Here is an 18,431-nt window from a genome sequence, read left to right as displayed (position 1 = left end):
CCCTGCTTCTGCCAGTTCATCAGGATGTGAAGGTTGGTCGGCACTTTTTTCCCATCGGCCGCCATCTCCTGTTCCGCCATCCAGTGGAAACGCACGATCGCAGCGGGGCCGACGACCTTGATGGTCGGGTCCTTGTATTCGATCGACAGGAATTTGGATTTGCCGTCGGTGGCGTTGGCGACGAAGGTCGCCTTGTCCTCGACCTTGCCGCTGGAATGGCTGTAGCTCACCTCGTCGGCGCAGAGTGCGCCGAGCGCCTTGGGATCGGCCGCGATCTGGGCGAGACGGAACGCCTCGACCTTCTTCGCTACGGCTTCCTCGTCCGCCGAGGCCGCCAGCACCGGTGTCGTGAGCGCTGAAACTGCAAGCGTGGAGACGGCAAGAGCTGGGACGGCAAGAGTCGAGAGAGCCAGATCGCGTCGGTTGATCGTCATTGTTTCCTCCTTTTTGATCTTGCACGGAGTGTTGCAGCCGCGCGCGACTTTGTCGAGTGTCGCGTAGTGGTCATGCACGTGCGTCATTGCGCGATTGGCGCTGTATTGATACGGCTTTCGTATTGATGCGTCATCTATTCGGGAAAGTACGGACATGATCGAGGCTATCGGCAGGGCGTTGCTGTTCGACATCGACGGTACGCTCGCCAACACCGATCCGCTGCACCTGAAGGCCTTCAACCAGGTGCTCGGCCCTCGCGGCCATGTCTTCGATCACGCGCGCTTCTCCAGGGAGCTGCAAGGCTTCGCGAATATAGCGATCGGCGAGCGCTTTCTGCCCGACGAGGCGCCGGAACGGCGTGCCTTGATCCTCGATGAGAAGGAGGAAGTCTTCCGCGAACTCGTCGCCGGGCAGATCGAGCCGCTGCCGGGCCTGATGGCGCTGCTCGACAGGGCGGATGCGGCCGGTATTCCCATGGTTGCGGTAACCAACGCCCCGCGGCTGAATGCGGAGCTGCTGCTGTCCGGCCTCGGCATCACGGACCGCTTCAAGGCGCTCGTGATCGGCGCCGAGCTGTTGCACGGCAAGCCGCATCCGCTGCCTTATCAGGAAGGGTTGCGCTTTGCCGGCGCCAGCGCGATGGCCTCGATCGCGTTCGAGGACTCCCGCACCGGCGTGCAGTCGGCTGCGGCGGCCGGCATTCCGACCATCGGCATCCGGACCAGCCTCAGCCATGCTGATCTCGTCGCCGCCGGGGCTATCGCCTCCGCCAGCGCCTTCGACGATCCGGACCTGCTGACGCGTCTCGCCGCTGCGATGGCGTGGTGAAGACCTCGTCCGTTAATCGTGATCGGCGCGCGCATTGACCGAACGCGCGAACCGCCGCACCATGCAGCTTCCTGACTTGAGGCCATCGCCGTGACCGGACTGACCCATCGCCAAGCCGAAATCCTCAACATCGCGCGGGCCTCGGGCCGCGTCATGGTCGATGAGCTGGCGCGCCGGTTCGAGGTTTCGGCGCAGACCATCCGCAAGGATCTCAACGATCTGTGCGAGCGCCGCTCACTGACCCGTATCCATGGCGGCGCCATCATCGCCTCCGGCGTCGAAAACCTCGCCTATGAGGCGCGGCGCTTCGTCGCCGCGGACGAGAAGAAGGCGATCGGAGCTGCGGCCGCCTCCCTGATCCCGAACGGCTGCTCGCTCTTCATCAACATCGGCACCACGACCGAGGAGGTCGCGAGCGCGCTGACCTCGCACGAGGACCTCCTCGTCATCACCAACAATCTGAACGTCGCCATGCTGCTCTACCGCCATCCCCGCATCGAGGTGGTGGTCGCCGGCGGCACGGTACGACGCGCCGACGGTGCGGTGGTCGGCTCGACCGCAACGCAGCTGATCGGCCAGTTCAAGGTCGACTACGCCATCATCGGGGCGTCCGCGATCGACGAGGAGGGCGCGCTGCTCGACTTCGACTATCGCGAGGTGCAGGTTGCGCAGGCCATCATCGCCAACGCCCGCAGCGTCATGCTGGTCGCGGACTCGACCAAGCTCCGCCGCAGCGCGCCGGTGCGCATCGCACATATCAGCCAGATCCAGACCTTCGTCACCGACCAGGAATTGCCCGAGCGCCTCGCCACCATCTGCCACGGCAAGGGCATCGAGGTGATGGCGGCGATGCCGAAGGGGGCCGATGTCGATGAGGCCCAAGGCGAGATACAAGAAGCGCCCGAGGCCGCGCCGGTGGTGCGGCTGAGGTAAGACTATGGGTCGTCCCACGGGTTCAGCAGCGGCACGCCGAACACCGCGAAATCCTTCACATTGTGCGTGACGAGCATGAGGTTGTTCGCGAGAGCGGTCGCGGCAAAGAAGCCGTCCATGACAGACAATGCGACGCCGCTTCTGCGGCTCTGAGCCATCAGGTCGCCCCAGCGTTCCGCCACCGCGTGGTCGATCGGCAGGGTGCGCCCGGCAAAACGCTCCGGCAGATCGTGGGCAAGCCAGGCGGCCAGTGCTGCGCGCCGACGGCCGTCCTCCAGCAATGCGATGCCGCGGCGAAGCTCGGCGATCGATGCCACGCTGATGAACGCACGATCCTCGTCGATCGTATCAAGCCATGACAGGACTTTCGGCGAAGGGGCCGGCCTCTGGACCTCCGACAACACGTTGGTGTCGAGCAGCAGATTCACGGCAGCTCGTCGTGCGGCGCGTCGTGCACGCGTTCAAGCTCGAGGTCGGCGCTGCGGAGCGGCGAAGCCAGCAGGAATTCGGCCAAGGTACCTTTACGTGCCGTCTTGCGCGCCCATTCCTCGGCAGAAACGATCACCGCATTGGGCTTGCCGTGTCGGGTGATGATTTGCGGGCCGGCTTGAGCACGGTCGATCACCTCGGATAGCCGGGCCTTGGCGTTGGCAAGCGTCCACGAGTCAGTCGCTGGTGAGTCTGGTGCAGTGCTGTGGTCTGTCATGCAGATAATGACCAATATGACTATCGTAACTAATAATGGCCATCGACGACTATTCAAGAGCAATACTGCTGTTCGAATACTCTCTTGAACTGCCCATTTCCTGCCCATGCGCCCACTTAAGAGTTCCGCTTTCACTTCCTTCCTCCTCTCTTTCATCTTGCTTTCGTTTTCTGGTGTGATCTAATCAAAAGCGAAAGTAACCGCTCGATTGAACGGGCGGTCGCCGGGGGATGCGTCTGTTGGAGCGTATTTTCGACCTCGCCATTATCGGAGGCGGTGTTAACGGCTGCGGCATCGCGCGCGACGCGGTGGGCCGTGGCAACACGGTTTTCCTGTGCGAAATGAACGATCTGGCGAGCGGGACGTCGTCCTGGTCGACCAAGCTGGTGCATGGCGGCCTGCGCTATCTCGAATATTACGAGTTCCGGCTGGTCCGCGAGGCGCTGATCGAGCGCGAGATTCTCTGGGGCATCGCGCCCCATATCATTCGCCCCCTGCGTTTCGTTTTGCCGCACCATGCGGGCCTGCGGCCGGCCTGGCTGCTGCGCCTCGGCCTCTTCCTCTATGACCACATCGGCGGCCGTCATTTGTTGCCGGCGACGCGCTCGGTCGACCTTGGGCGTGACGAGGTCGGCCGCCCGCTGATCCCGAACCGCTACGGCCGCGCGTTCGAATATTCCGACTGCTTCGTCGACGACGCCCGCCTCGTCGTGCTCAACGCGCGCGATGCCGCCGATAAGGGCGCCGAGATCCGCACCCGTACGCGCGCAACGGATATCAAACAGTCCGACGGCATCTGGACCGTCAGCATGATCGACACGCTGACCGGCGCGCGTTCGTCGATCCAGGCCCGTGCGCTGGTCAATGCCGGCGGTCCCTGGGTCGAGGATGTGCTCGGCCGCGGCGCCGGCGTCAACGCCAAGGCCAAGGTGCGCCTGGTGCAAGGCTCGCACATCGTGGTCAAGAAGCTCTACGACCACGACCGCGCCTACATGTTCCAGAATGCCGACGGCCGCATCATCTTCGTCATTCCCTATCAGGACGATTTTACGCTGATCGGCACCACCGACCGCGACTATGACGGCGATCCCGCCAAGGTGAAGGCGACGGCCGAGGAGATCCAGTATCTCTGCACGGCGGCAAGCGAGTATCTGGCCAAGCCTGTCACGCCTGACGACGTGGTCTGGACCTATTCCGGCGTGCGTCCGCTCTACGACGACGGCGCCAGCGAAGCCAAGGCCGCGACGCGCGATTATGTGTTCGAGCTCGACACGCCCGGGGGCGTGCCGCTGCTGTCGATCTATGGCGGCAAGATCACGACCTACCGCCGTCTCGCCGAGGAGGCGCTGGAACGGCTCGCGCCCTATCTTCGCAGTGCGAAAGCGCGCGAAGGTTGGACCGGCAAATGGCCGCTGCCCGGCGGCGACATGGGCGTCTCCGATGTCGACGGCCTGATCGCCGAGCTTCAGCGCGGCTATCCCTTCCTCAGCCACGAGCATGCGCGGCGCCTTGCGCGCGCCTATGGCACGAGAGCGGTCAAGCTGCTTGGGGATGCGAAATCGGCGGCCGATCTCGGCCAGGCCTTCGGCGCGACGCTGACCGAGCGCGAAGTCCGCTATCTCATGGCCAACGAATGGGCCGTCACCGCCGACGACGTCGTCTGGCGCCGTTCCAAGCTCGGCCTGCGACTAAGTGCCGACGAGATCGCGGCGCTGGACGACTGGATCAGGACCCACGCCGTACAGCAAAGTCCCCTGCTGGAAGCCGGAGGACGCTCATGACCGTCACACTCAATCACGTGACCCGGACTGTCGACGGTATCCCACATATCCGCGACGTCTCGCTGACGCTCGAGAGCGGCACGCTCAACGTGCTGCTCGGGCCGACGCTGTCGGGCAAGACTTCGATCATGCGGCTGCTCGCAGGCCTGGACAAGCCGACATCGGGCAAGCTGCTGGTCAATGGCAAGGACGTCACCGGTGTCGACGTGCGCCAGCGCTCGGTCGCGATGGTCTATCAGCAGTTCATCAATTATCCTTCACTCACGGTCTATGAGAACATCGCCTCGCCTTTGCGCGTGCAGGGCAAGCCGCGCGCCGAGATCGAGGCGCGTGTCGCGGAAGCCGCCCGGCTGCTCAGGCTCGAGCCGTTCCTGAAGCGCACGCCGCTCCAGCTTTCCGGCGGCCAGCAGCAGCGAACTGCGATGGCGCGCGCGCTGGTGAAGGGCGCCGACCTCGTGCTGCTCGACGAGCCGCTCGCCAATCTCGACTACAAGCTGCGCGAGGAGCTGCGCACCGAGCTGCCGCGCATCTTCGAGGCATCCGGCGCGATCTTCGTCTATGCCACCACCGAGCCGACCGAGGCGCTGCTGCTCGGCGGCAACACTGTGTGCATGTGGCAGGGAGAGGCGCTCCAGATCGGCGAGACGTCGAAGGTCTACCGCCGCCCGCAGACCTTGCGCGTCGCGCAGGTGTTCTCCGATCCGCCGCTCAATCTCGTCGGCATCGAGAAGAAGAACGGTTCCGTGCAATATGCGGGCGGCATTGCTGCGCCGGCGTCCGGTCTCTATGCCTCGCTCGCGGACGGCGCCTATCGCGTCGGATTTCGCGCCCATCAGCTCGCGCTTGCCAATGGCGAGACTGACCGCCACGCCTTCCATGCCACGGTAACGGTGACCGAGATCACCGGTTCGGAGAGTTTCGTGCATCTGACCCGCGACGGATCGAATTGGGTGGCGGTGCTGCACGGCGTGCACGAGTTCGAGCCCGGCCAGACCATTGATGCCGTGCTCGATCCCAACGACGTTTTCGTGTTCGACGCTGGCGACCGCCTGGTCGCAGCGCCCGGTCCCATAGCGTTTTCAAGCGAAGTGCCGAGCGGTTCGCGTGAAGAAAACGCGTCAAAGAAAAAAGCCTGAGGGGGATGCGACATGGCCCGCATTGACCTCGTCGATCTCGCGCACTCCTACGGCGGCAATGATGCGCCGCAGGACAGTTTTGCGCTGAAGCCCGTCACCATGACTTGGCGGCAGGGCGGCGCCTATGCGCTGCTCGGGCCGTCCGGCTGCGGCAAGACCACGCTGCTCAACGTCATCTCCGGCATCATCACCCCGTCGCGGGGGAAAATCCTGTTCGACGGCGAGGACATCACACCGCTGTCAACCCAGAAGCGCAACATCGCCCAGGTGTTCCAGTTTCCGGTGATCTACGACACCATGACGGTGGGGCAAAATTTGGCGTTCCCTCTGAAGAACCGCGGCGTGCCGAAGGCCGAGATCGACAAGCGCGTCGCCGAGATCGGCCGCCTGCTCGACCTCGAACCCTATCTGAACCGCAAGGCGACGCGGCTCACGGCCGATGCCAAGCAGAAGATATCGGTCGGCCGCGGCCTCGTCCGCTCCGACGTTGCCGCCGTGCTGTTCGACGAGCCGCTCACCGTGATCGACCCCGAGCTGAAATGGCAGCTCCGCTCCAAGCTGAAGGCGCTGCATCGCGAGCTCGACCTGACGATGATCTACGTCACCCACGACCAGACCGAGGCGCTGACCTTCGCCGACACCGTGGTGGTCATGCATGACGGCCGCGTGGTGCAGAGCGGCACGCCGGCCGAGCTGTTCGACAAGCCGGCGCACACCTTCGTCGGCTATTTCATCGGCTCGCCCGGCATGAACATCCTGCCGGCCGAGGTGAGGGGCCGTGAGGCCAGGATCGGCGGTCATGTGATCGCGCTCAACCGCAGCTACGACAAGCTGCCCGATGGCGCGAAGATCGAGATCGGCGTCCGTCCGGAATTCGTTGAGGCCGTTGCGCCGGCGCCCGGCCTGCTCAGTGCGAAGATCGAACGCGTCGACGACCTCGGCCGCATTCGCTTCGCGCGTGCGCGGCTCGGTGATGCAAAGCTCGCGGCCCGCGCACCGGCCGGCTTCACCAGCCCGGACGGCACGGCCGGCCTGAAATTCGATCCGTCGCACGTCCACGTCTATGCCGACAGCCTTCTGGTGGAGGGAGCCGCCTGATGGACAAGACCGTCAACCAAAAAGCCTGGTTCCTGGTGCTGCCGGTGTTCCTGGTCGTCGCCTTCTCGGCAGTGCTGCCGCTGATGACGGTGGTGAACTATTCGATGCAGGACACCTTCGGCAACAACCAGTTCTTCTGGAACGGTGTCGGTTGGTTCAAGGAGCTGCTCGATCCTTCGACCGACCTCGGCGGCCGCTTCCTCGCTTCGCTTGGCCGCAATCTGTTCTTCTCGCTGGTGATCCTCGCGATCGAGGTGCCGCTCGGCATCGTCGTCGCGCTGTCGATGCCGCGCCAGGGCTGGACGGTTGCAGCCTGCCTCGTCATCCTCGCGCTGCCGTTGCTGATCCCGTGGAACGTGGTCGGCACGATCTGGCAGATCTTCGGCCGGCCCGACATCGGCCTGCTCGGTTATGTCCTCAATGCCATCGGCATCGACTACAATTACGTCTCCAACGACATCGACGCCTGGGTCACCGTCATCGTGATGGACGTCTGGCACTGGACCAGCCTGGTCGCGCTGCTCTGCTACGCCGGCCTGAAGTCGATTCCGGAAGCGTATTACCAGGCGGCGCAGATCGACGGCGCCTCGCGCTGGGCGGTGTTCAAGGCGATCCAGCTGCCGAAGATGAACCGCGTGCTGCTGATCGCGGTGCTGCTGCGCTTCATGGACAGTTTCATGATCTACACCGAGCCGTTCGTCGTGACGGGCGGCGGGCCCGGCAACTCGACGACCTTCGTGTCGATCGAGCTGGTCAAGATCGCGCTCGGCCAGTTCGACCTCGGCAAGGCCGCCGCGCTGTCGCTGGTCTACAACCTCATCATCCTGATCGTCTGCTGGATCTTCTACACCGTCATGACCAATGCCGGCGCCGACCGGAAATCGCATGAAGGAGCCGTGTGATGCATTCGATCCCCGGCCGTCGTCTCATCATGGCGCTGTTTTTGATCTTCCTGCTGCTGCCGATCTACTGGCTCGTCAACATGAGCTTCAAGACCAACGCCGAGATCGTCTCGACGATGACACTGTGGCCGCACGCCCCGACGCTCCAGCACTACAAGCGCATCTTCACCGACGAGAGCTGGTATTCCGGCTATATCAACTCGCTGGAATATGTCGTCCTCAACACCATCATCTCGATCTCGGTGGCGCTGCCGGCGGCCTACGCGTTCTCGCGCTACCGCTTCCTCGGCGACAAGCATCTGTTCTTCTGGCTGCTGTCGAACCGCATGGCGCCGGCCGCGGTTTATGCACTGCCGTTCTTCAACCTCTATTCGGCGATCGGGCTGTTCGATACGCCCTGGGCGGTCGCGCTCGCGCACTGCATCTTCAACGTCCCGCTGGCGGTGTGGATCCTGGAAGGCTTCGTCTCCGGCGTGCCGCGCGAGATCGACGAGACCGCTTTCCTCGACGGCTATTCCTTTCCGCGCTTCTTCATCAAGATCCTGGTGCCGTTGATTGCGAGCGGCATTGGCGTCGCCGCCTTCTTCTGCTTCATGTTCTCCTGGGTCGAGCTGCTGCTCGCGCGCACGCTGACCTCGGTCTCGGCCAAGCCGATCGCGGCGATCATGACGCGCACGGTGTCGGCCGCGGGCATGGACTGGGGCCTGCTGGCTGCGGCCGGCGTGCTGACGATCATCCCGGGCGCACTCGTGATCTGGTTCGTCCGCAATTACATCGCGAGCGGTTTCGCGCTCGGTCGGGTCTAGGAGATGCGCATGATCCCGAAAAGTGGAAACCGGTTTTCGGACCAGATCATGCGCAAGGAGTAAGAGCATGGAAGCTATTGCATGGATGGCCTGGACGCCGCCGACGGCAATCTTCTTTGTTGCGCTCGCCTGCACGCTCGCCGTGATGACTTGGCTTGGGGTGGCCTATCCCGAAGCCGAGCGCGTCGGCGTGCTGCGCATCCCCACCACGCGCGGCGACCGCCTGTTCATCTCCCTCATCACGGCAGCGGTCATCCACTTGCTGTGGATCGCCTTCGCCGGCACCGACGCCCTCGCCACGCTGCCGATCGGCGAGGACGGACTTGAAATTTCGCGCCTTTGGATCGCATCAGGAATTTCGCTGGCCACGGCCGTACTCATTTTCCGCACGGTCTAGCCCGCGAAGGAACGGCCAGATCCGGGACCAACCCGGGCCTGTAAAAAGTTTGTCGCTGCAACGGAGGAATAACATGCGGCAGTTTAGGAGAAGGGAACGTCCATTGACCAAGAATAGCTTTCTGACGATGTCCAGCGTCGCCGCCATCGTCGCGGTGTCGCTGGCCGTCTCGGCGCCGGTGCGCGCCGCCGACGACGCCGCGATCCAGAAGTGGATCGCGGAATTCCAGCCCTCGACGCTGTCGAAGGAAGACCAGAAGAAGGAGCTGGAGTGGTTCGCCAAGGCCGCCGAGCCCTTCAAGGGCATGGAGATCAACGTGGTCTCCGAAACCATCACGACCCACGAATACGAGTCGCAGACGCTGGCCAAGGCGTTCTCCGAGCTCACCGGCATCAAGCTCAAGCACGACATCATCCAGGAAGGTGACGTCGTCGAGAAGCTGCAGACCCAGATGCAGTCCGGCAAGAACGTGTACGACGGCTGGATCAACGATTCCGACCTGATCGGCACCCACTTCCGCTACGGCCAGACCATCGCGCTGTCGGACTACATGACCGGCGAGGGCAAGGACGTCACCGACCCCATGCTCGACGTCAACGACTTCATCGGCAAGTCGTTCGGCACCGCGCCCGACGGCAAGCTCTATCAGCTGCCCGATCAGCAGTTCGCGAACCTCTACTGGTTCCGCTACGACTGGTTCACCAACGCCGATTACAAGGCCAAGTTCAAGGCCAAGTATGGCTACGAGCTCGGCGTGCCCGTGAACTGGTCAGCGTATGAAGACATCGCCGAGTTCTTCACCAACGACATCAAGGAGATCAACGGCGTCAAGGTCTATGGCCATATGGACTATGGCAAGAAGGACCCGTCGCTCGGTTGGCGTTTCACCGATGCCTGGCTGTCGATGGCCGGTAACGGCGACAAGGGCATTCCGAACGGTCTGCCGGTCGACGAATGGGGCATCCGCATGGAAGGCTGCCGTCCGGTCGGCTCCTCGGTCGAGCGTGGTGGCGACACCAACGGTCCGGCCGCGGTCTACTCGATCACCAAGTATCTCGAGTGGATGAAGAAGTATGCTCCGCCGCAGGCGCAGGGCATGACCTTCTCCGAGTCGGGTCCGGTGCCGGCGCAGGGCAACATCGCCCAGCAGATGTTCTGGTACACCGCCTTCACCGCAGACATGGTGAAGCCGGGCATCGCCGTGATGAACGCGGACGGTACGCCGAAGTGGCGTATGGCTCCGTCGCCGCACGGTTCGTACTGGAAGGAAGGCATGAAGCTCGGCTACCAGGACGCCGGCTCCGTGACGCTTCTGAAGTCGACCCCGGCGGATCGCCGCAAGGCGGCCTGGCTCTACCTCCAGTTCATCGTTTCCAAGACGGTTTCGCTGAAGAAGAGCCATGTCGGTCTCACGTTCATCCGTGAATCCGACATCTGGGACAAGTCGTTCACGGAGCGTGCGCCGAAGCTCGGCGGCCTGATCGAGTTCTACCGCTCGCCCGCGCGCGTGCAGTGGACCCCGACCGGCAACAACGTGCCCGACTATCCGAAGCTGGCGCAGCTGTGGTGGCAGAACATCGGCGATGCGTCGTCCGGTGCGAAGACGCCGCAAGCCGCGATGGACTCGCTCGCCGCTGCTCAGGACTCCGTGATGGAGCGTCTGGAGAAGTCCGGCGTGCAGGGCGCCTGCGGTCCGAAGCTGCACAAGAAGGAGACGGCCGAGTACTGGTTCGCCAAGGCCCAGAAGGACGGCACGATTGCTCCCCAGCGCAAGCTCGCCAACGAGAAGCCGAAGGGCGAGACGGTCGACTACGACACCCTGATCAAGTCGTGGCCGGCCCAGCCCCCGAAGCGCGCTTCGCTGCAGTAAGGCACATCAACATAACGACGAAAGGCCGGGAGCAATCCCGGCCTTTTTTCTTTTTATTGTCGTGGATTTTGCTTACTTGGGACATGATGGCTTCCTCCAATTTTCCGCATTGCGAGCGAAGCGAAGCAATCCAGGCTGCGAGCGAAGCGAAGCAATCCAGAGTCTTTCCACGGACGCAGTCTGGATTGCTTCGTCGCTTCGCTCCTCGCAATGACGGAGGATAGAGCGACGACGACGCCTTACTCCGCCGGTTCGGCCGCCAGCGCCGGGTAGTCCGTGTATCCCTTCGCGCCGCCGCCGTAGAAGGTATTCTTGTCCCAGTCGTTCAGCGTCGCGCCCGTCTTCAGCCGCTCGACGAGATCGGGGTTGGAGATGAAAGGCTTGCCGAAGGCGATGAGATCGGCCGCGTTGGCGTCCAGCACCTTGGTGGCGAGATCGAAATCATAGCCGTTGTTGGCGATGTAGGCGCCGGGGAAGCGCTTGCGCAGGCCCGCATAGTCGAATGGCGCGATGTCGCGCGGACCGCCGGTGGCGCCTTCGACGACGTGGAGATAGACGAGCTTCAGCGCGGCGAGACCGTCGACGATATGGTTGTAGAGGGCTTGCGGGTTCGACTCCGAAATGTCGTTGGCCGGCGTCACGGGCGAGATGCGGATGCCGGTGCGCTCGGCGCCGGCCTCGGCGACGACAGCCTTGGAGACTTCCAGCATCAGCCGCGCGCGGTTCTCGAGCGAGCCGCCATAGGCGTCGGTCCGCTTGTTGGTGCCGTCCTTGGCGAACTGCTCGAGCAGATAGCCGTTGGCGCCGTGGATCTCGACGCCGTCGAAGCCGGCCTCGAGCGCGTTCTTCGTGGCGCGCTTGAAATCGTCGATGATCCCTGGAATTTCGGAGAGTTCGAGCGCACGGGGCTCGGAGACGTCGGCGAAGCCGCCGTTGACGAAAGTCTTGCCCTTGGCGCGGATTGCGCTCGGCGCCACCGGGGCTGCGCCATTGGCCTGAAGGTCGACATGCGAGATGCGGCCGACATGCCAGAGCTGGATGAAGATCTTGCCGCCGCGCTGGTGCACCTGATCGGTGACCTTGCGCCAGCCGGCAACCTGCTCCTTGGAGTAGATGCCGGGCGTGTCCTGGTAGCCCTGGCCCTGCTGCGAGACCTGGCTCGCTTCGGTGATCAGAAGGCCCGCGGAAGCGCGCTGGCCGTAATAATCCGCCGCAAGCGGGCTCGGTACGAACGTGCCGGGCGCGGCGCGGTTGCGCGTCAGCGGCGCCATCACCAGGCGGTTGGCCAGTGTGATCGGGCCGAGCTTGTAGGTCTCAAACAATTTGGTCGAACGGCTCATGAGAATGCTTCCAGGCGGTGAGAGATCCGGAACACTTGTGCATCGCGGCAATCAGCGCAAGGGAGGAGCCATACGGAAACTGCAGGCGAGATGCGCAGCGGAGCCTCGCAGCATAAAGCATGTGCAATTTCAGCCGCGGCAGCAGATTCGATCTCCCGCCGCGGCCGCCTGAATAATCGAGTACTAGTTCGCGCCGAGGAAATCGCGCTTGCCGATCTCGACGCCGGCGTGGCGCAGAAGGCCGTGGGCGGTCGCGGCGTGGAAATAGAAGTTCGGCAGCGAGAACGCGCTCAGGAATTGCTGGCCCTTCATGGTGATGGACTTGTCGGGGCCGGCCGGGAAGGTGACGTCCTTGGTGTCGGCGCCCTCGAACTGCTCGGGCTTGAACGATTTCACGTAATCGATGGTCTTCGCCAGGCGCTGCTTCAGCTCCGCAAAGCTGGTCTCGGTGTCTGCTGTGGAGGGCACTTCGCTATGGGTCAGCCGCGCGCAACCTTTGGCTGCGAAATCGCTGACCAGCTGGATCTGCTTCGAAAGCGGCAGCATGTCCGGAAACAGCCGGGAGCCGAGCAGGACGCTCGGATCGACCTTCTTGGCCGCACAATGCGCCTCGGCTTTCGTGAGCAGGCCGGTGAGGCTGTTCAGCATTTGCAAATAGGCGGGAACGACGGCGTCGTGGAAGGACATGTGATGCTCGCTCTTGTGGTGGGAAATCTCAGGAGAAACCTGAGCCACTCACATGGGAACCTCATGGCAAAATACAATTGCAAAAGCGGCTTGTGCAGTGCGAAAATTCTACCGAGCGGGCTTGTGGTGCTGTCGGCGCCATACCTCGCTGTCATCGTCCGGCTTGACCGGACGATCCAGTACTCCGGGGCAGCTGTGATTGAATGGATAGGCCGCGGCGTACTGGATGCCCCGCTTTCGCGGGGGCATGACAGCGATTCGAGTGCTTAGCGGATCGTGGCCGCCGGCTGCGCCTGCGCCGTGCCACCGCGCATCCGGGCCAAAAGCTCCGCGGTCGGCCAGGAATCGGCCGGCAGACCGTATTTGATCTGCATCGCCTTCACTGCGGCGCGGCTCTGCTGGCCCAGCACACCGTCCACCTTGCCGACGTTGAAGCCGGCCTGAACCAGAAGCTGCTGCAATTGCTTGAGCTCGTTGAACGGCAGTTGCGCGACCGGTGTGGACGGCTTTCGCATCGGAGCCGCGCCCGCAATCCGGGTGGCGAGATAACCTGCGGTGGTCGAATAGATCAGCGAGTTATTCCACTCGGTATAGGCCGCGAAATTCGGGTACGCCATGAAGGCCGGCCCGTTCCGACCCATCGGCAGCAGCACCGACGCGGCAAGATTGTCGGTCGGCAGCGGCCTCCCGTCGGGATAGGTCACCCCGAGCTGCGCCCATTTCGAGCGCGGCAGCTGCACCGTGAGGTCGGTCTGATCCCAGGGCAGGTTTTGCGGCACCTTGATCTCCTCCAGCCACGGCTCGCCGCGCCGCCACTTCAATCCGTTGGCGATGTAGTTCGCGGTCGAGCCGATCACGTCGTCCTCGCTGCGGAGGAGATCGCGACGTCCGTCGCCGTCGTAGTCGACGGCATAGTTGACGTAATGCACGGGCAGGAACTGGGTCTGTCCGAGCTCGCCGGCCCAGGAGCCGACCATCTCGTCGGGATGCAAATCGCCGCGGTCGATGATCTTCAGCGCGGCGATGGTCTCGTTCACGAACATCTCCGAGCGGCGGCAATCATAGGCCAGCGACACCAGCGACTTCAGCGTCGGCAAATTGCCCATGTTGACGCCGAAGTCGCTCTCCAGTCCCCAGAACGCGGCGATCACCGCCGGCGGCACGCCGTATTCTTTCTCCGCGCGCGCGAACGCGGCCGCATGTTGCTTGATGTGCTGCTGGCCGTTCTGCATGCGATAGGGCGCCGCCATGCGGCCGGCAAATTCGGTGAAGAGCTGGCCGAACACGCGCTGGCCGCGGTCGCGATTGACGATGCCCTGGTCGTAGACGAGGTAAGGCGAGGCCGCCGCGATCGTCCGCTGCGACACGCCGGCGGCGACGGCCTGCTGTTTCACGTCGGCCAGGAAGCGATCGAAGTTCGCCCCGTTGTGGCACGACGCCGCGCGCGGCGACGGCGCGGTGGCCCTGGCGGCCGCCGGCTTTGCGGGTGGCGGAGCGAACTGGGCAGAGGCGGGAAGGGCGAGCGTGAGCAGGGCGGCGGCCGCGATCGCAAATCGGGTCTGGAGCATGAGGTTTCCGCAAGGGGAGGAGACGCTTGGATTCTTGGCCAAGCTTAATGGAACGATTGACTTCAAACCAGTGCCGCGGCTCCGCGACGCACCCGGAAACCTTGCGGGCGGGCCGGGGTCATCCCTACCTCATGCTTGCCGGCCCGCAATCCCTCCAGCGGCCACGGCCGGCCTCGGGAGACGGCCATGAACTATCTTCGTACCGCAATGCTGCTCGCAGGCCTCACCGCTCTGTTCATGGGTGTTGGCTATCTGATCGGCGGTGCCGGCGGCGCCATGATTGCGCTCGTCATTGCCGCGGCGACCAATCTCTTCACCTACTGGAACTCCGACCGGATGGTGCTGTCCATGTATGGCGCCCATGAGGTCGACCGCGGCAGCGCGCCGGAGCTGGTCGGGCTCGTGGCCGAGCTTGCGGGCCGCGCCCGCTTGCCGATGCCGCGCGTGTTCCTGATGGACGAGCCGCAGCCCAACGCCTTTGCCACCGGGCGCAATCCGGAGAATGCCGCGGTCGCGGTCACCACCGGGTTGATGCGCCAGCTCAGCCGCGAGGAGCTCGCCGGCGTGATCGCGCACGAGCTTGCCCATATCAAACACCACGACACGCTGCTGATGACCGTTACCGCGACCATTGCGGGTGCGATCTCGATGCTGGCGCAGTTCGGCATGTTCTTCGGAGGCAACCGCGACAACAATGGTCCGGGCATCGTCGGTTCGATCCTGATGATGATCCTCGCCCCGATCGGCGCCATGCTGGTGCAGATGGCGATCAGTCGCACGCGCGAATACGCCGCGGACAATCTCGGCGCACGCATCGCCGGTCAGCCGATGTGGCTGGCATCGGCGCTGGTGAAGATCGAAGGCGCTGCGCATCAGGTCCCGAATGTCGAGGCGGAGCGAAATCCCGCCACCGCGCACATGTTCATCATCAACCCGCTGTCGGGCCACGGCGTCGACAATCTGTTCGCCACCCATCCCTCGACGCAGAATCGCATCGCGGCGCTTCAGCAGCTCGCAGCCGAGCTTGGCGCGCAGGCGTCGCCGTCGGTCGGCGCCAATGAGAACTATCCGCCGCGGAGCCCGTGGGGCCGCTCGTCCTCGCGCGGGCCTTGGGGCTGACGCAGCAGCGGCTCTAATTTGCGCGCTTTGTGACCTGTCGCACACAGGACGGTCCCGGCCGGTGTTAACACCCTGCCGTGACAGTTTCTGCGAAAGGGGATGCGTGGCCGGCCCTCCGCCTGCCACCGTCGAAGATGACCAAAGCTGCAGTACCATTATTGATTGTCGTGGGCGTGCTGATTGGCCTCTCCACGCACACCGTCGTCAATTGCGGAGACGAGGACGAGCCCGACATCTGTTCGGCGGTGATCGGCTTCTCGCCGCTGCGCGGCTCGCTGATCGCTTTCGCCTATGAGGGGCGCGGACGGATCGCGCTGCGCCACGGCGATTGGCGGCGGGCGATCGCGGATTTCGACGAGGCCATCCACCTCAATCCCAACCGCGCCTCGCTCTATCGCGATCGGGCGCTGGCGCGCCGGCAGAATGGCGATCTCGAACTTGCCATCGAGGATTACGACGAGGCGATCGCGCATGATCCCAGGCACGCCGCGCCCTATCACCAGCGCGGTCTCGCGCTCGCGGCCGCCGGCGATCTCGATCGCGCGATTCTGAGCTACAACACCGCGGTCCGCCTCGACCCGTCGGATGCACAGCCTCGGCTCGACCGCGGCCTCGCCTTCCTCGCCCGCGGCCAGGCAAATGAGGCGCGCGCCGATTTCGAGGCCGCGCTGGCGCTGCCCGCCGGCAAGGATGCCCGTACCCGCGATGCAGCGCGCGCAAAACTCGCCGAACTGGCGAGCGCCGAGCCGACCCGGCTCGCCGCGCCATTGCGGTAGAGATATCTAGAGCTGCGTGCGCCGCTGCAACCCTCTCCCCTTGTGGGAGAGGGTGGCTCGCAGCGAAGCGGCGAGACGGGTGAGGGGTATCTCTCCGCGCGTGAGCCTGCTGCAGTTGAATTCGCGGAAACAACCCCTCATCCGGCGCTTCGCGCCACCTTCTCTCACAAGGGGAGAAGGAAGAAAGTGCGCGCCTACTTCTTGGCTTTGGCCTTCTTCGCCTTCTTCACCGGCTTCTCCTTGGCGGGCTTCTTCTCCACCTTCACCGCGACCGGTGTGCTGGCGGCAATCCGCATCGACCGCGCGTAGCTGTCGGCGACGTTGTCGGCGGACATCTGCAGGCGCTTGGCGGCGGCGATGGCCTGCTCCATGGTGGCCTTGGCCATCATCTTGAAGCGGTCGCCGGTCTCCTTGCTCTTGGCCTTGGCCGCAAGGCCGTTGAATCGATCCCGCCGCTCCTTGGCGCGGGACATCAGGCCCGTATGCAGCTGTCTGGCCAGTTGCCGGATCACGACATCCAGGTCGGCGTCCGCCATGTTGTTCTATCCTCTTCGAAAACAATATCGATGCGGGCGGACTATGCAGATCGGGCCCTCCCTTGGCAATTCCCGGCCGCGCGTCATCCGCAGCTTCCGGTGACCAAAACAAAAAAGCCGCGCTACGCGCGCGGCTCTCTGGCTTGGTTTGGCGTTTTTGCCTTACTTCAGCGAGGCGACCGGGCCGCTTGTCGCTGCCGGATCGGGGTCGAAGCCGAACACGCCCACCAGATATTTGTAATAGTCCGGCAGCTTCTCCTTGAGCGCCTCGCGCGATTTCGGGTCGTGGAATTCGCTCTTCCCGGCCAGGAAGATGCTGGCGGTCACGGCAAAGAATTCCATGTGATTCTTCAGCGCGTAGGATTCCTTGGGCAGGAGATCCTTGGACTTGGCGTAGGCGTAATAGCCGATCACGCCCTTGTTGGCGTAGCCGTCCGGCAACAGCCGCGCGTGGTAGGCGTGCAGGAGCTCGTGCAGCAGCACGGCTTCCTTTTCGTAACGCATCATGTCCGGCCGCAGCATGATCACGCCGAGGCCGGAATCGACCGCGAGGTCGACGGCGTTCGGATTGCTCCAGCGCTGCTTGTTGGGGTCCCAGACCGTCAGCGTGCGGGGAGCGGTGCGCTGGATGTCGGGCGTGACCCGGCCGTAGCAGGCGGTCGCGGCGCCTTCGTCGAGGCAGGCGAGCTCGCTGGCGATGATCGGGACGGTGCGGAAGAAGCGCAGCACGCGCGGCGAAAGGCCGGCAGCCTCGACCACGTCGATCTGGCTCTTCACATTGTCGGTGAGCTTGTCGACATCCTTGCGGTCGGAATTCTCCGACAAGTCGAACATGTAGCCGCGGTAGCTCTGGAAGCCCGGCGGTAACGCCTGCGCTGCGCCGGCGGACGCATCCAGCGGTCCGGCATGGGACGGATTGGCAAAGAGCGCGCCGACAATGGTCGCGGTCAGCAGCAACGCAATGCGCATGATGAACCCCCTGATGTCACTTCACGCGGCAGGATAAGCCGCCGTTGTTTGCGAAAAGTGAGTGGGGCGAGACTAAGGCAGCGATGTTGAGGCGTGCTTAATCGATCGTTGCGGATCGCGGAACTGAATTAGCGCCGGGTTAACCAAGCGTGGATTGCCCGCGCGCTTCGGCGTAGCATGCGGTCCGGGCACCAAGCCCTCAAACCAGATAGCCGGAAGGGAGGATGCCATGTATGCCGCCATCCGTCAGGCCAAGGCGAAAAGCGGGAGCGCCGAAGAGCTGGCGCGCCGTATCAAGGAAGGCGCCGTTCCGATCATCAGCGACGTCGACGGCTTCCGCGCCTATTACGTCGTCTATGCCGGCGACGACACGGTCACGGCGATTTCGATCTTCGACAAGTTCGAGCAGGCGGAGGAGGCGAACCGGCGTGCGATCGCCTGGATCGAGAAGGATCTCGGCGCGTTGCTTGCAGGCGACGCCCGCGCCGCCGCCGGGCCGGTGATCGTGCATACGCTGGCGTAGGGATTGGGTGCAGCCGCGCAT

The 18,431-nt window shown here is 64.0% G+C and carries 20 protein-coding genes; 12 read left to right on the top strand and 8 right to left on the bottom strand.

Going from position 1 to position 18,431, the window contains the following annotated elements; all coding sequences use genetic code 11:
* Positions 1–434: nuclear transport factor 2 family protein (locus IVB47_RS28610; RefSeq protein ID WP_247466291.1), on the bottom strand; the 434-nt coding region annotated here is incomplete at its 3' end.
* A 154-nt stretch (positions 435–588) separates the two neighbouring features.
* Here IVB47_RS28610 and IVB47_RS28605 point away from each other — a divergent pair.
* Together IVB47_RS28605 and IVB47_RS28600 are read left to right on the top strand one after the other, a co-directional pair.
* A complete protein-coding gene (locus tag IVB47_RS28605; protein WP_027568532.1) occupies positions 589–1,263 on the top strand; it encodes an HAD-IA family hydrolase in 675 nt (224 codons plus the stop codon).
* Between the two features lie 90 nt (positions 1,264–1,353).
* Positions 1,354–2,196, top strand: a complete 843-nt coding sequence (locus IVB47_RS28600) for a DeoR/GlpR family DNA-binding transcription regulator (RefSeq protein WP_247291332.1) — start codon at positions 1,354–1,356, stop codon at positions 2,194–2,196.
* A 2-nt stretch (positions 2,197–2,198) separates the two neighbouring features.
* Here IVB47_RS28600 and IVB47_RS28595 read toward each other — a convergent pair whose 3' ends face one another.
* Together IVB47_RS28595 and IVB47_RS28590 are read right to left on the bottom strand one after the other, a co-directional pair.
* Positions 2,199–2,624: a type II toxin-antitoxin system VapC family toxin gene (locus IVB47_RS28595; RefSeq protein WP_247466288.1), complete on the bottom strand. Its 426-nt coding sequence runs from the start codon at positions 2,622–2,624 to the stop codon at positions 2,199–2,201.
* The gene (locus IVB47_RS28590) at positions 2,621–2,902 is read right to left on the bottom strand and encodes a type II toxin-antitoxin system Phd/YefM family antitoxin (RefSeq protein WP_247466631.1); all 282 of its coding nucleotides are present in this window, start codon (positions 2,900–2,902) and stop codon (positions 2,621–2,623) included. Before IVB47_RS28590 ends, IVB47_RS28595 begins: the two co-directional genes overlap by 4 nt.
* 230 nt (positions 2,903–3,132) lie before the next feature.
* On the opposite strand from IVB47_RS28590, the gene glpD reads away from it, so the two are divergent.
* From glpD to IVB47_RS28555, 7 genes are all read left to right on the top strand, one after another.
* Positions 3,133–4,683, top strand: coding sequence for a glycerol-3-phosphate dehydrogenase (gene glpD, locus IVB47_RS28585; RefSeq protein ID WP_247291329.1), 1,551 nt, complete (start codon positions 3,133–3,135; stop codon positions 4,681–4,683).
* Positions 4,680–5,819: an ABC transporter ATP-binding protein gene (locus tag IVB47_RS28580; protein ID WP_247466285.1), complete on the top strand. Its 1,140-nt coding sequence runs from the start codon at positions 4,680–4,682 to the stop codon at positions 5,817–5,819. The genes glpD and IVB47_RS28580 overlap by 4 nt, the downstream gene beginning before the upstream one ends.
* Positions 5,820–5,831: 12 nt before the next feature.
* Positions 5,832–6,917: an ABC transporter ATP-binding protein gene (locus tag IVB47_RS28575; RefSeq protein WP_247466282.1), complete on the top strand. Its 1,086-nt coding sequence runs from the start codon at positions 5,832–5,834 to the stop codon at positions 6,915–6,917.
* Complete coding sequence (locus IVB47_RS28570; protein WP_007595151.1) at positions 6,917–7,819, top strand: sugar ABC transporter permease; 903 nt, start codon at positions 6,917–6,919, stop codon at positions 7,817–7,819. Before IVB47_RS28575 ends, IVB47_RS28570 begins: the two co-directional genes overlap by 1 nt.
* Positions 7,819–8,625 carry a carbohydrate ABC transporter permease gene (locus IVB47_RS28565; RefSeq protein WP_018454979.1) on the top strand — a complete coding sequence of 269 codons (807 nt, stop codon included), beginning with the start codon at positions 7,819–7,821 and terminating at the stop codon, positions 8,623–8,625. The genes IVB47_RS28570 and IVB47_RS28565 overlap by 1 nt, the downstream gene beginning before the upstream one ends.
* 67 nt (positions 8,626–8,692) lie before the next feature.
* Positions 8,693–9,022, top strand: coding sequence for a DUF2160 domain-containing protein (locus IVB47_RS28560; RefSeq protein WP_027568539.1), 330 nt, complete (start codon positions 8,693–8,695; stop codon positions 9,020–9,022).
* Positions 9,023–9,149: 127 nt separating this feature from the next.
* Positions 9,150–10,892, top strand: a complete 1,743-nt coding sequence (locus IVB47_RS28555; protein WP_035962951.1) for an ABC transporter substrate-binding protein — start codon at positions 9,150–9,152, stop codon at positions 10,890–10,892.
* Between the two features lie 239 nt (positions 10,893–11,131).
* On the opposite strand, the gene IVB47_RS28550 is transcribed toward IVB47_RS28555, so the two are convergent.
* From IVB47_RS28550 to IVB47_RS28540, 3 genes are all read right to left on the bottom strand, one after another.
* Positions 11,132–12,232 carry an alkene reductase gene (locus tag IVB47_RS28550; RefSeq protein ID WP_247466279.1) on the bottom strand — a complete coding sequence of 367 codons (1,101 nt, stop codon included), beginning with the start codon at positions 12,230–12,232 and terminating at the stop codon, positions 11,132–11,134.
* A gap of 183 nt (positions 12,233–12,415) precedes the next feature.
* Positions 12,416–12,919: a DUF1993 domain-containing protein gene (locus IVB47_RS28545; protein WP_247357053.1), complete on the bottom strand. Its 504-nt coding sequence runs from the start codon at positions 12,917–12,919 to the stop codon at positions 12,416–12,418.
* Between the two features lie 266 nt (positions 12,920–13,185).
* On the bottom strand, positions 13,186–14,487 hold the full coding sequence (locus IVB47_RS28540) for a lytic murein transglycosylase (protein ID WP_247357052.1): 1,302 nt from the start codon (positions 14,485–14,487) through the stop codon (positions 13,186–13,188).
* A gap of 186 nt (positions 14,488–14,673) precedes the next feature.
* Between IVB47_RS28540 and htpX the strand changes: the two genes are divergently transcribed.
* Both htpX and IVB47_RS28530 read left to right on the top strand, forming a co-directional pair.
* Positions 14,674–15,606 (top strand): zinc metalloprotease HtpX, encoded by a 933-nt coding sequence (htpX, locus tag IVB47_RS28535; RefSeq protein ID WP_247357051.1) that lies wholly within the window; start codon positions 14,674–14,676, stop codon positions 15,604–15,606.
* A gap of 134 nt (positions 15,607–15,740) precedes the next feature.
* Positions 15,741–16,382: a tetratricopeptide repeat protein gene (locus IVB47_RS28530; RefSeq protein WP_247357050.1), complete on the top strand. Its 642-nt coding sequence runs from the start codon at positions 15,741–15,743 to the stop codon at positions 16,380–16,382.
* Positions 16,383–16,576: 194 nt separating this feature from the next.
* Here the strand turns inward: IVB47_RS28530 and IVB47_RS28525 are convergent, their stop codons facing one another.
* Positions 16,577–16,918 (bottom strand): hypothetical protein, encoded by a 342-nt coding sequence (locus IVB47_RS28525; protein ID WP_027568547.1) that lies wholly within the window; start codon positions 16,916–16,918, stop codon positions 16,577–16,579.
* Between the two features lie 162 nt (positions 16,919–17,080).
* Positions 17,081–17,887, bottom strand: a complete 807-nt coding sequence (locus tag IVB47_RS28520) for a hypothetical protein (RefSeq protein ID WP_247291315.1) — start codon at positions 17,885–17,887, stop codon at positions 17,081–17,083.
* Positions 17,888–18,116: 229 nt separating this feature from the next.
* Between IVB47_RS28520 and IVB47_RS28515 the strand changes: the two genes are divergently transcribed.
* Positions 18,117–18,410, top strand: a complete 294-nt coding sequence (locus IVB47_RS28515; RefSeq protein ID WP_007607017.1) for an antibiotic biosynthesis monooxygenase — start codon at positions 18,117–18,119, stop codon at positions 18,408–18,410.
* The last annotated feature ends 21 nt before the right edge of the window (positions 18,411–18,431 follow it).

The sequence above is a fragment of the Bradyrhizobium sp. 62 genome, assembly GCF_023073035.1.
Classification (GTDB): Bacteria; Pseudomonadota; Alphaproteobacteria; order Rhizobiales; family Xanthobacteraceae; genus Bradyrhizobium.
This window is presented reverse-complemented; position numbering and strand designations above follow the sequence as displayed.

Excerpts from the sequence above, each read along its gene's own strand:
- IVB47_RS28605 (WP_027568532.1), top strand. The coding sequence starts at position 589 with ATGATCGAGGCTATCGGCAGGGCGTTGCTGTTCGACATCGACGGTACG.
- IVB47_RS28525 (WP_027568547.1), bottom strand. The coding sequence starts at position 16,918 with ATGGCGGACGCCGACCTGGATGTCGTGATCCGGCAACTGGCCAGACAG.
- IVB47_RS28580 (WP_247466285.1), top strand. The coding sequence starts at position 4,680 with ATGACCGTCACACTCAATCACGTGACCCGGACTGTCGACGGTATCCCA.
- IVB47_RS28560 (WP_027568539.1), top strand. The coding sequence starts at position 8,693 with ATGGAAGCTATTGCATGGATGGCCTGGACGCCGCCGACGGCAATCTTC.
- glpD (WP_247291329.1), top strand. The coding sequence starts at position 3,133 with ATGCGTCTGTTGGAGCGTATTTTCGACCTCGCCATTATCGGAGGCGGT.
- IVB47_RS28545 (WP_247357053.1), bottom strand. The coding sequence starts at position 12,919 with ATGTCCTTCCACGACGCCGTCGTTCCCGCCTATTTGCAAATGCTGAAC.
- IVB47_RS28540 (WP_247357052.1), bottom strand. The coding sequence starts at position 14,487 with ATGCTCCAGACCCGATTTGCGATCGCGGCCGCCGCCCTGCTCACGCTC.
- IVB47_RS28575 (WP_247466282.1), top strand. The coding sequence starts at position 5,832 with ATGGCCCGCATTGACCTCGTCGATCTCGCGCACTCCTACGGCGGCAAT.
- IVB47_RS28520 (WP_247291315.1), bottom strand. The coding sequence starts at position 17,887 with ATGCGCATTGCGTTGCTGCTGACCGCGACCATTGTCGGCGCGCTCTTT.
- IVB47_RS28555 (WP_035962951.1), top strand. The coding sequence starts at position 9,150 with ATGTCCAGCGTCGCCGCCATCGTCGCGGTGTCGCTGGCCGTCTCGGCG.
- IVB47_RS28530 (WP_247357050.1), top strand. The coding sequence starts at position 15,741 with ATGACCAAAGCTGCAGTACCATTATTGATTGTCGTGGGCGTGCTGATT.
- htpX (WP_247357051.1), top strand. The coding sequence starts at position 14,674 with ATGAACTATCTTCGTACCGCAATGCTGCTCGCAGGCCTCACCGCTCTG.
- IVB47_RS28550 (WP_247466279.1), bottom strand. The coding sequence starts at position 12,232 with ATGAGCCGTTCGACCAAATTGTTTGAGACCTACAAGCTCGGCCCGATC.
- IVB47_RS28565 (WP_018454979.1), top strand. The coding sequence starts at position 7,819 with ATGCATTCGATCCCCGGCCGTCGTCTCATCATGGCGCTGTTTTTGATC.
- IVB47_RS28570 (WP_007595151.1), top strand. The coding sequence starts at position 6,917 with ATGGACAAGACCGTCAACCAAAAAGCCTGGTTCCTGGTGCTGCCGGTG.
- IVB47_RS28590 (WP_247466631.1), bottom strand. The coding sequence starts at position 2,902 with ATGACAGACCACAGCACTGCACCAGACTCACCAGCGACTGACTCGTGG.
- IVB47_RS28515 (WP_007607017.1), top strand. The coding sequence starts at position 18,117 with ATGTATGCCGCCATCCGTCAGGCCAAGGCGAAAAGCGGGAGCGCCGAA.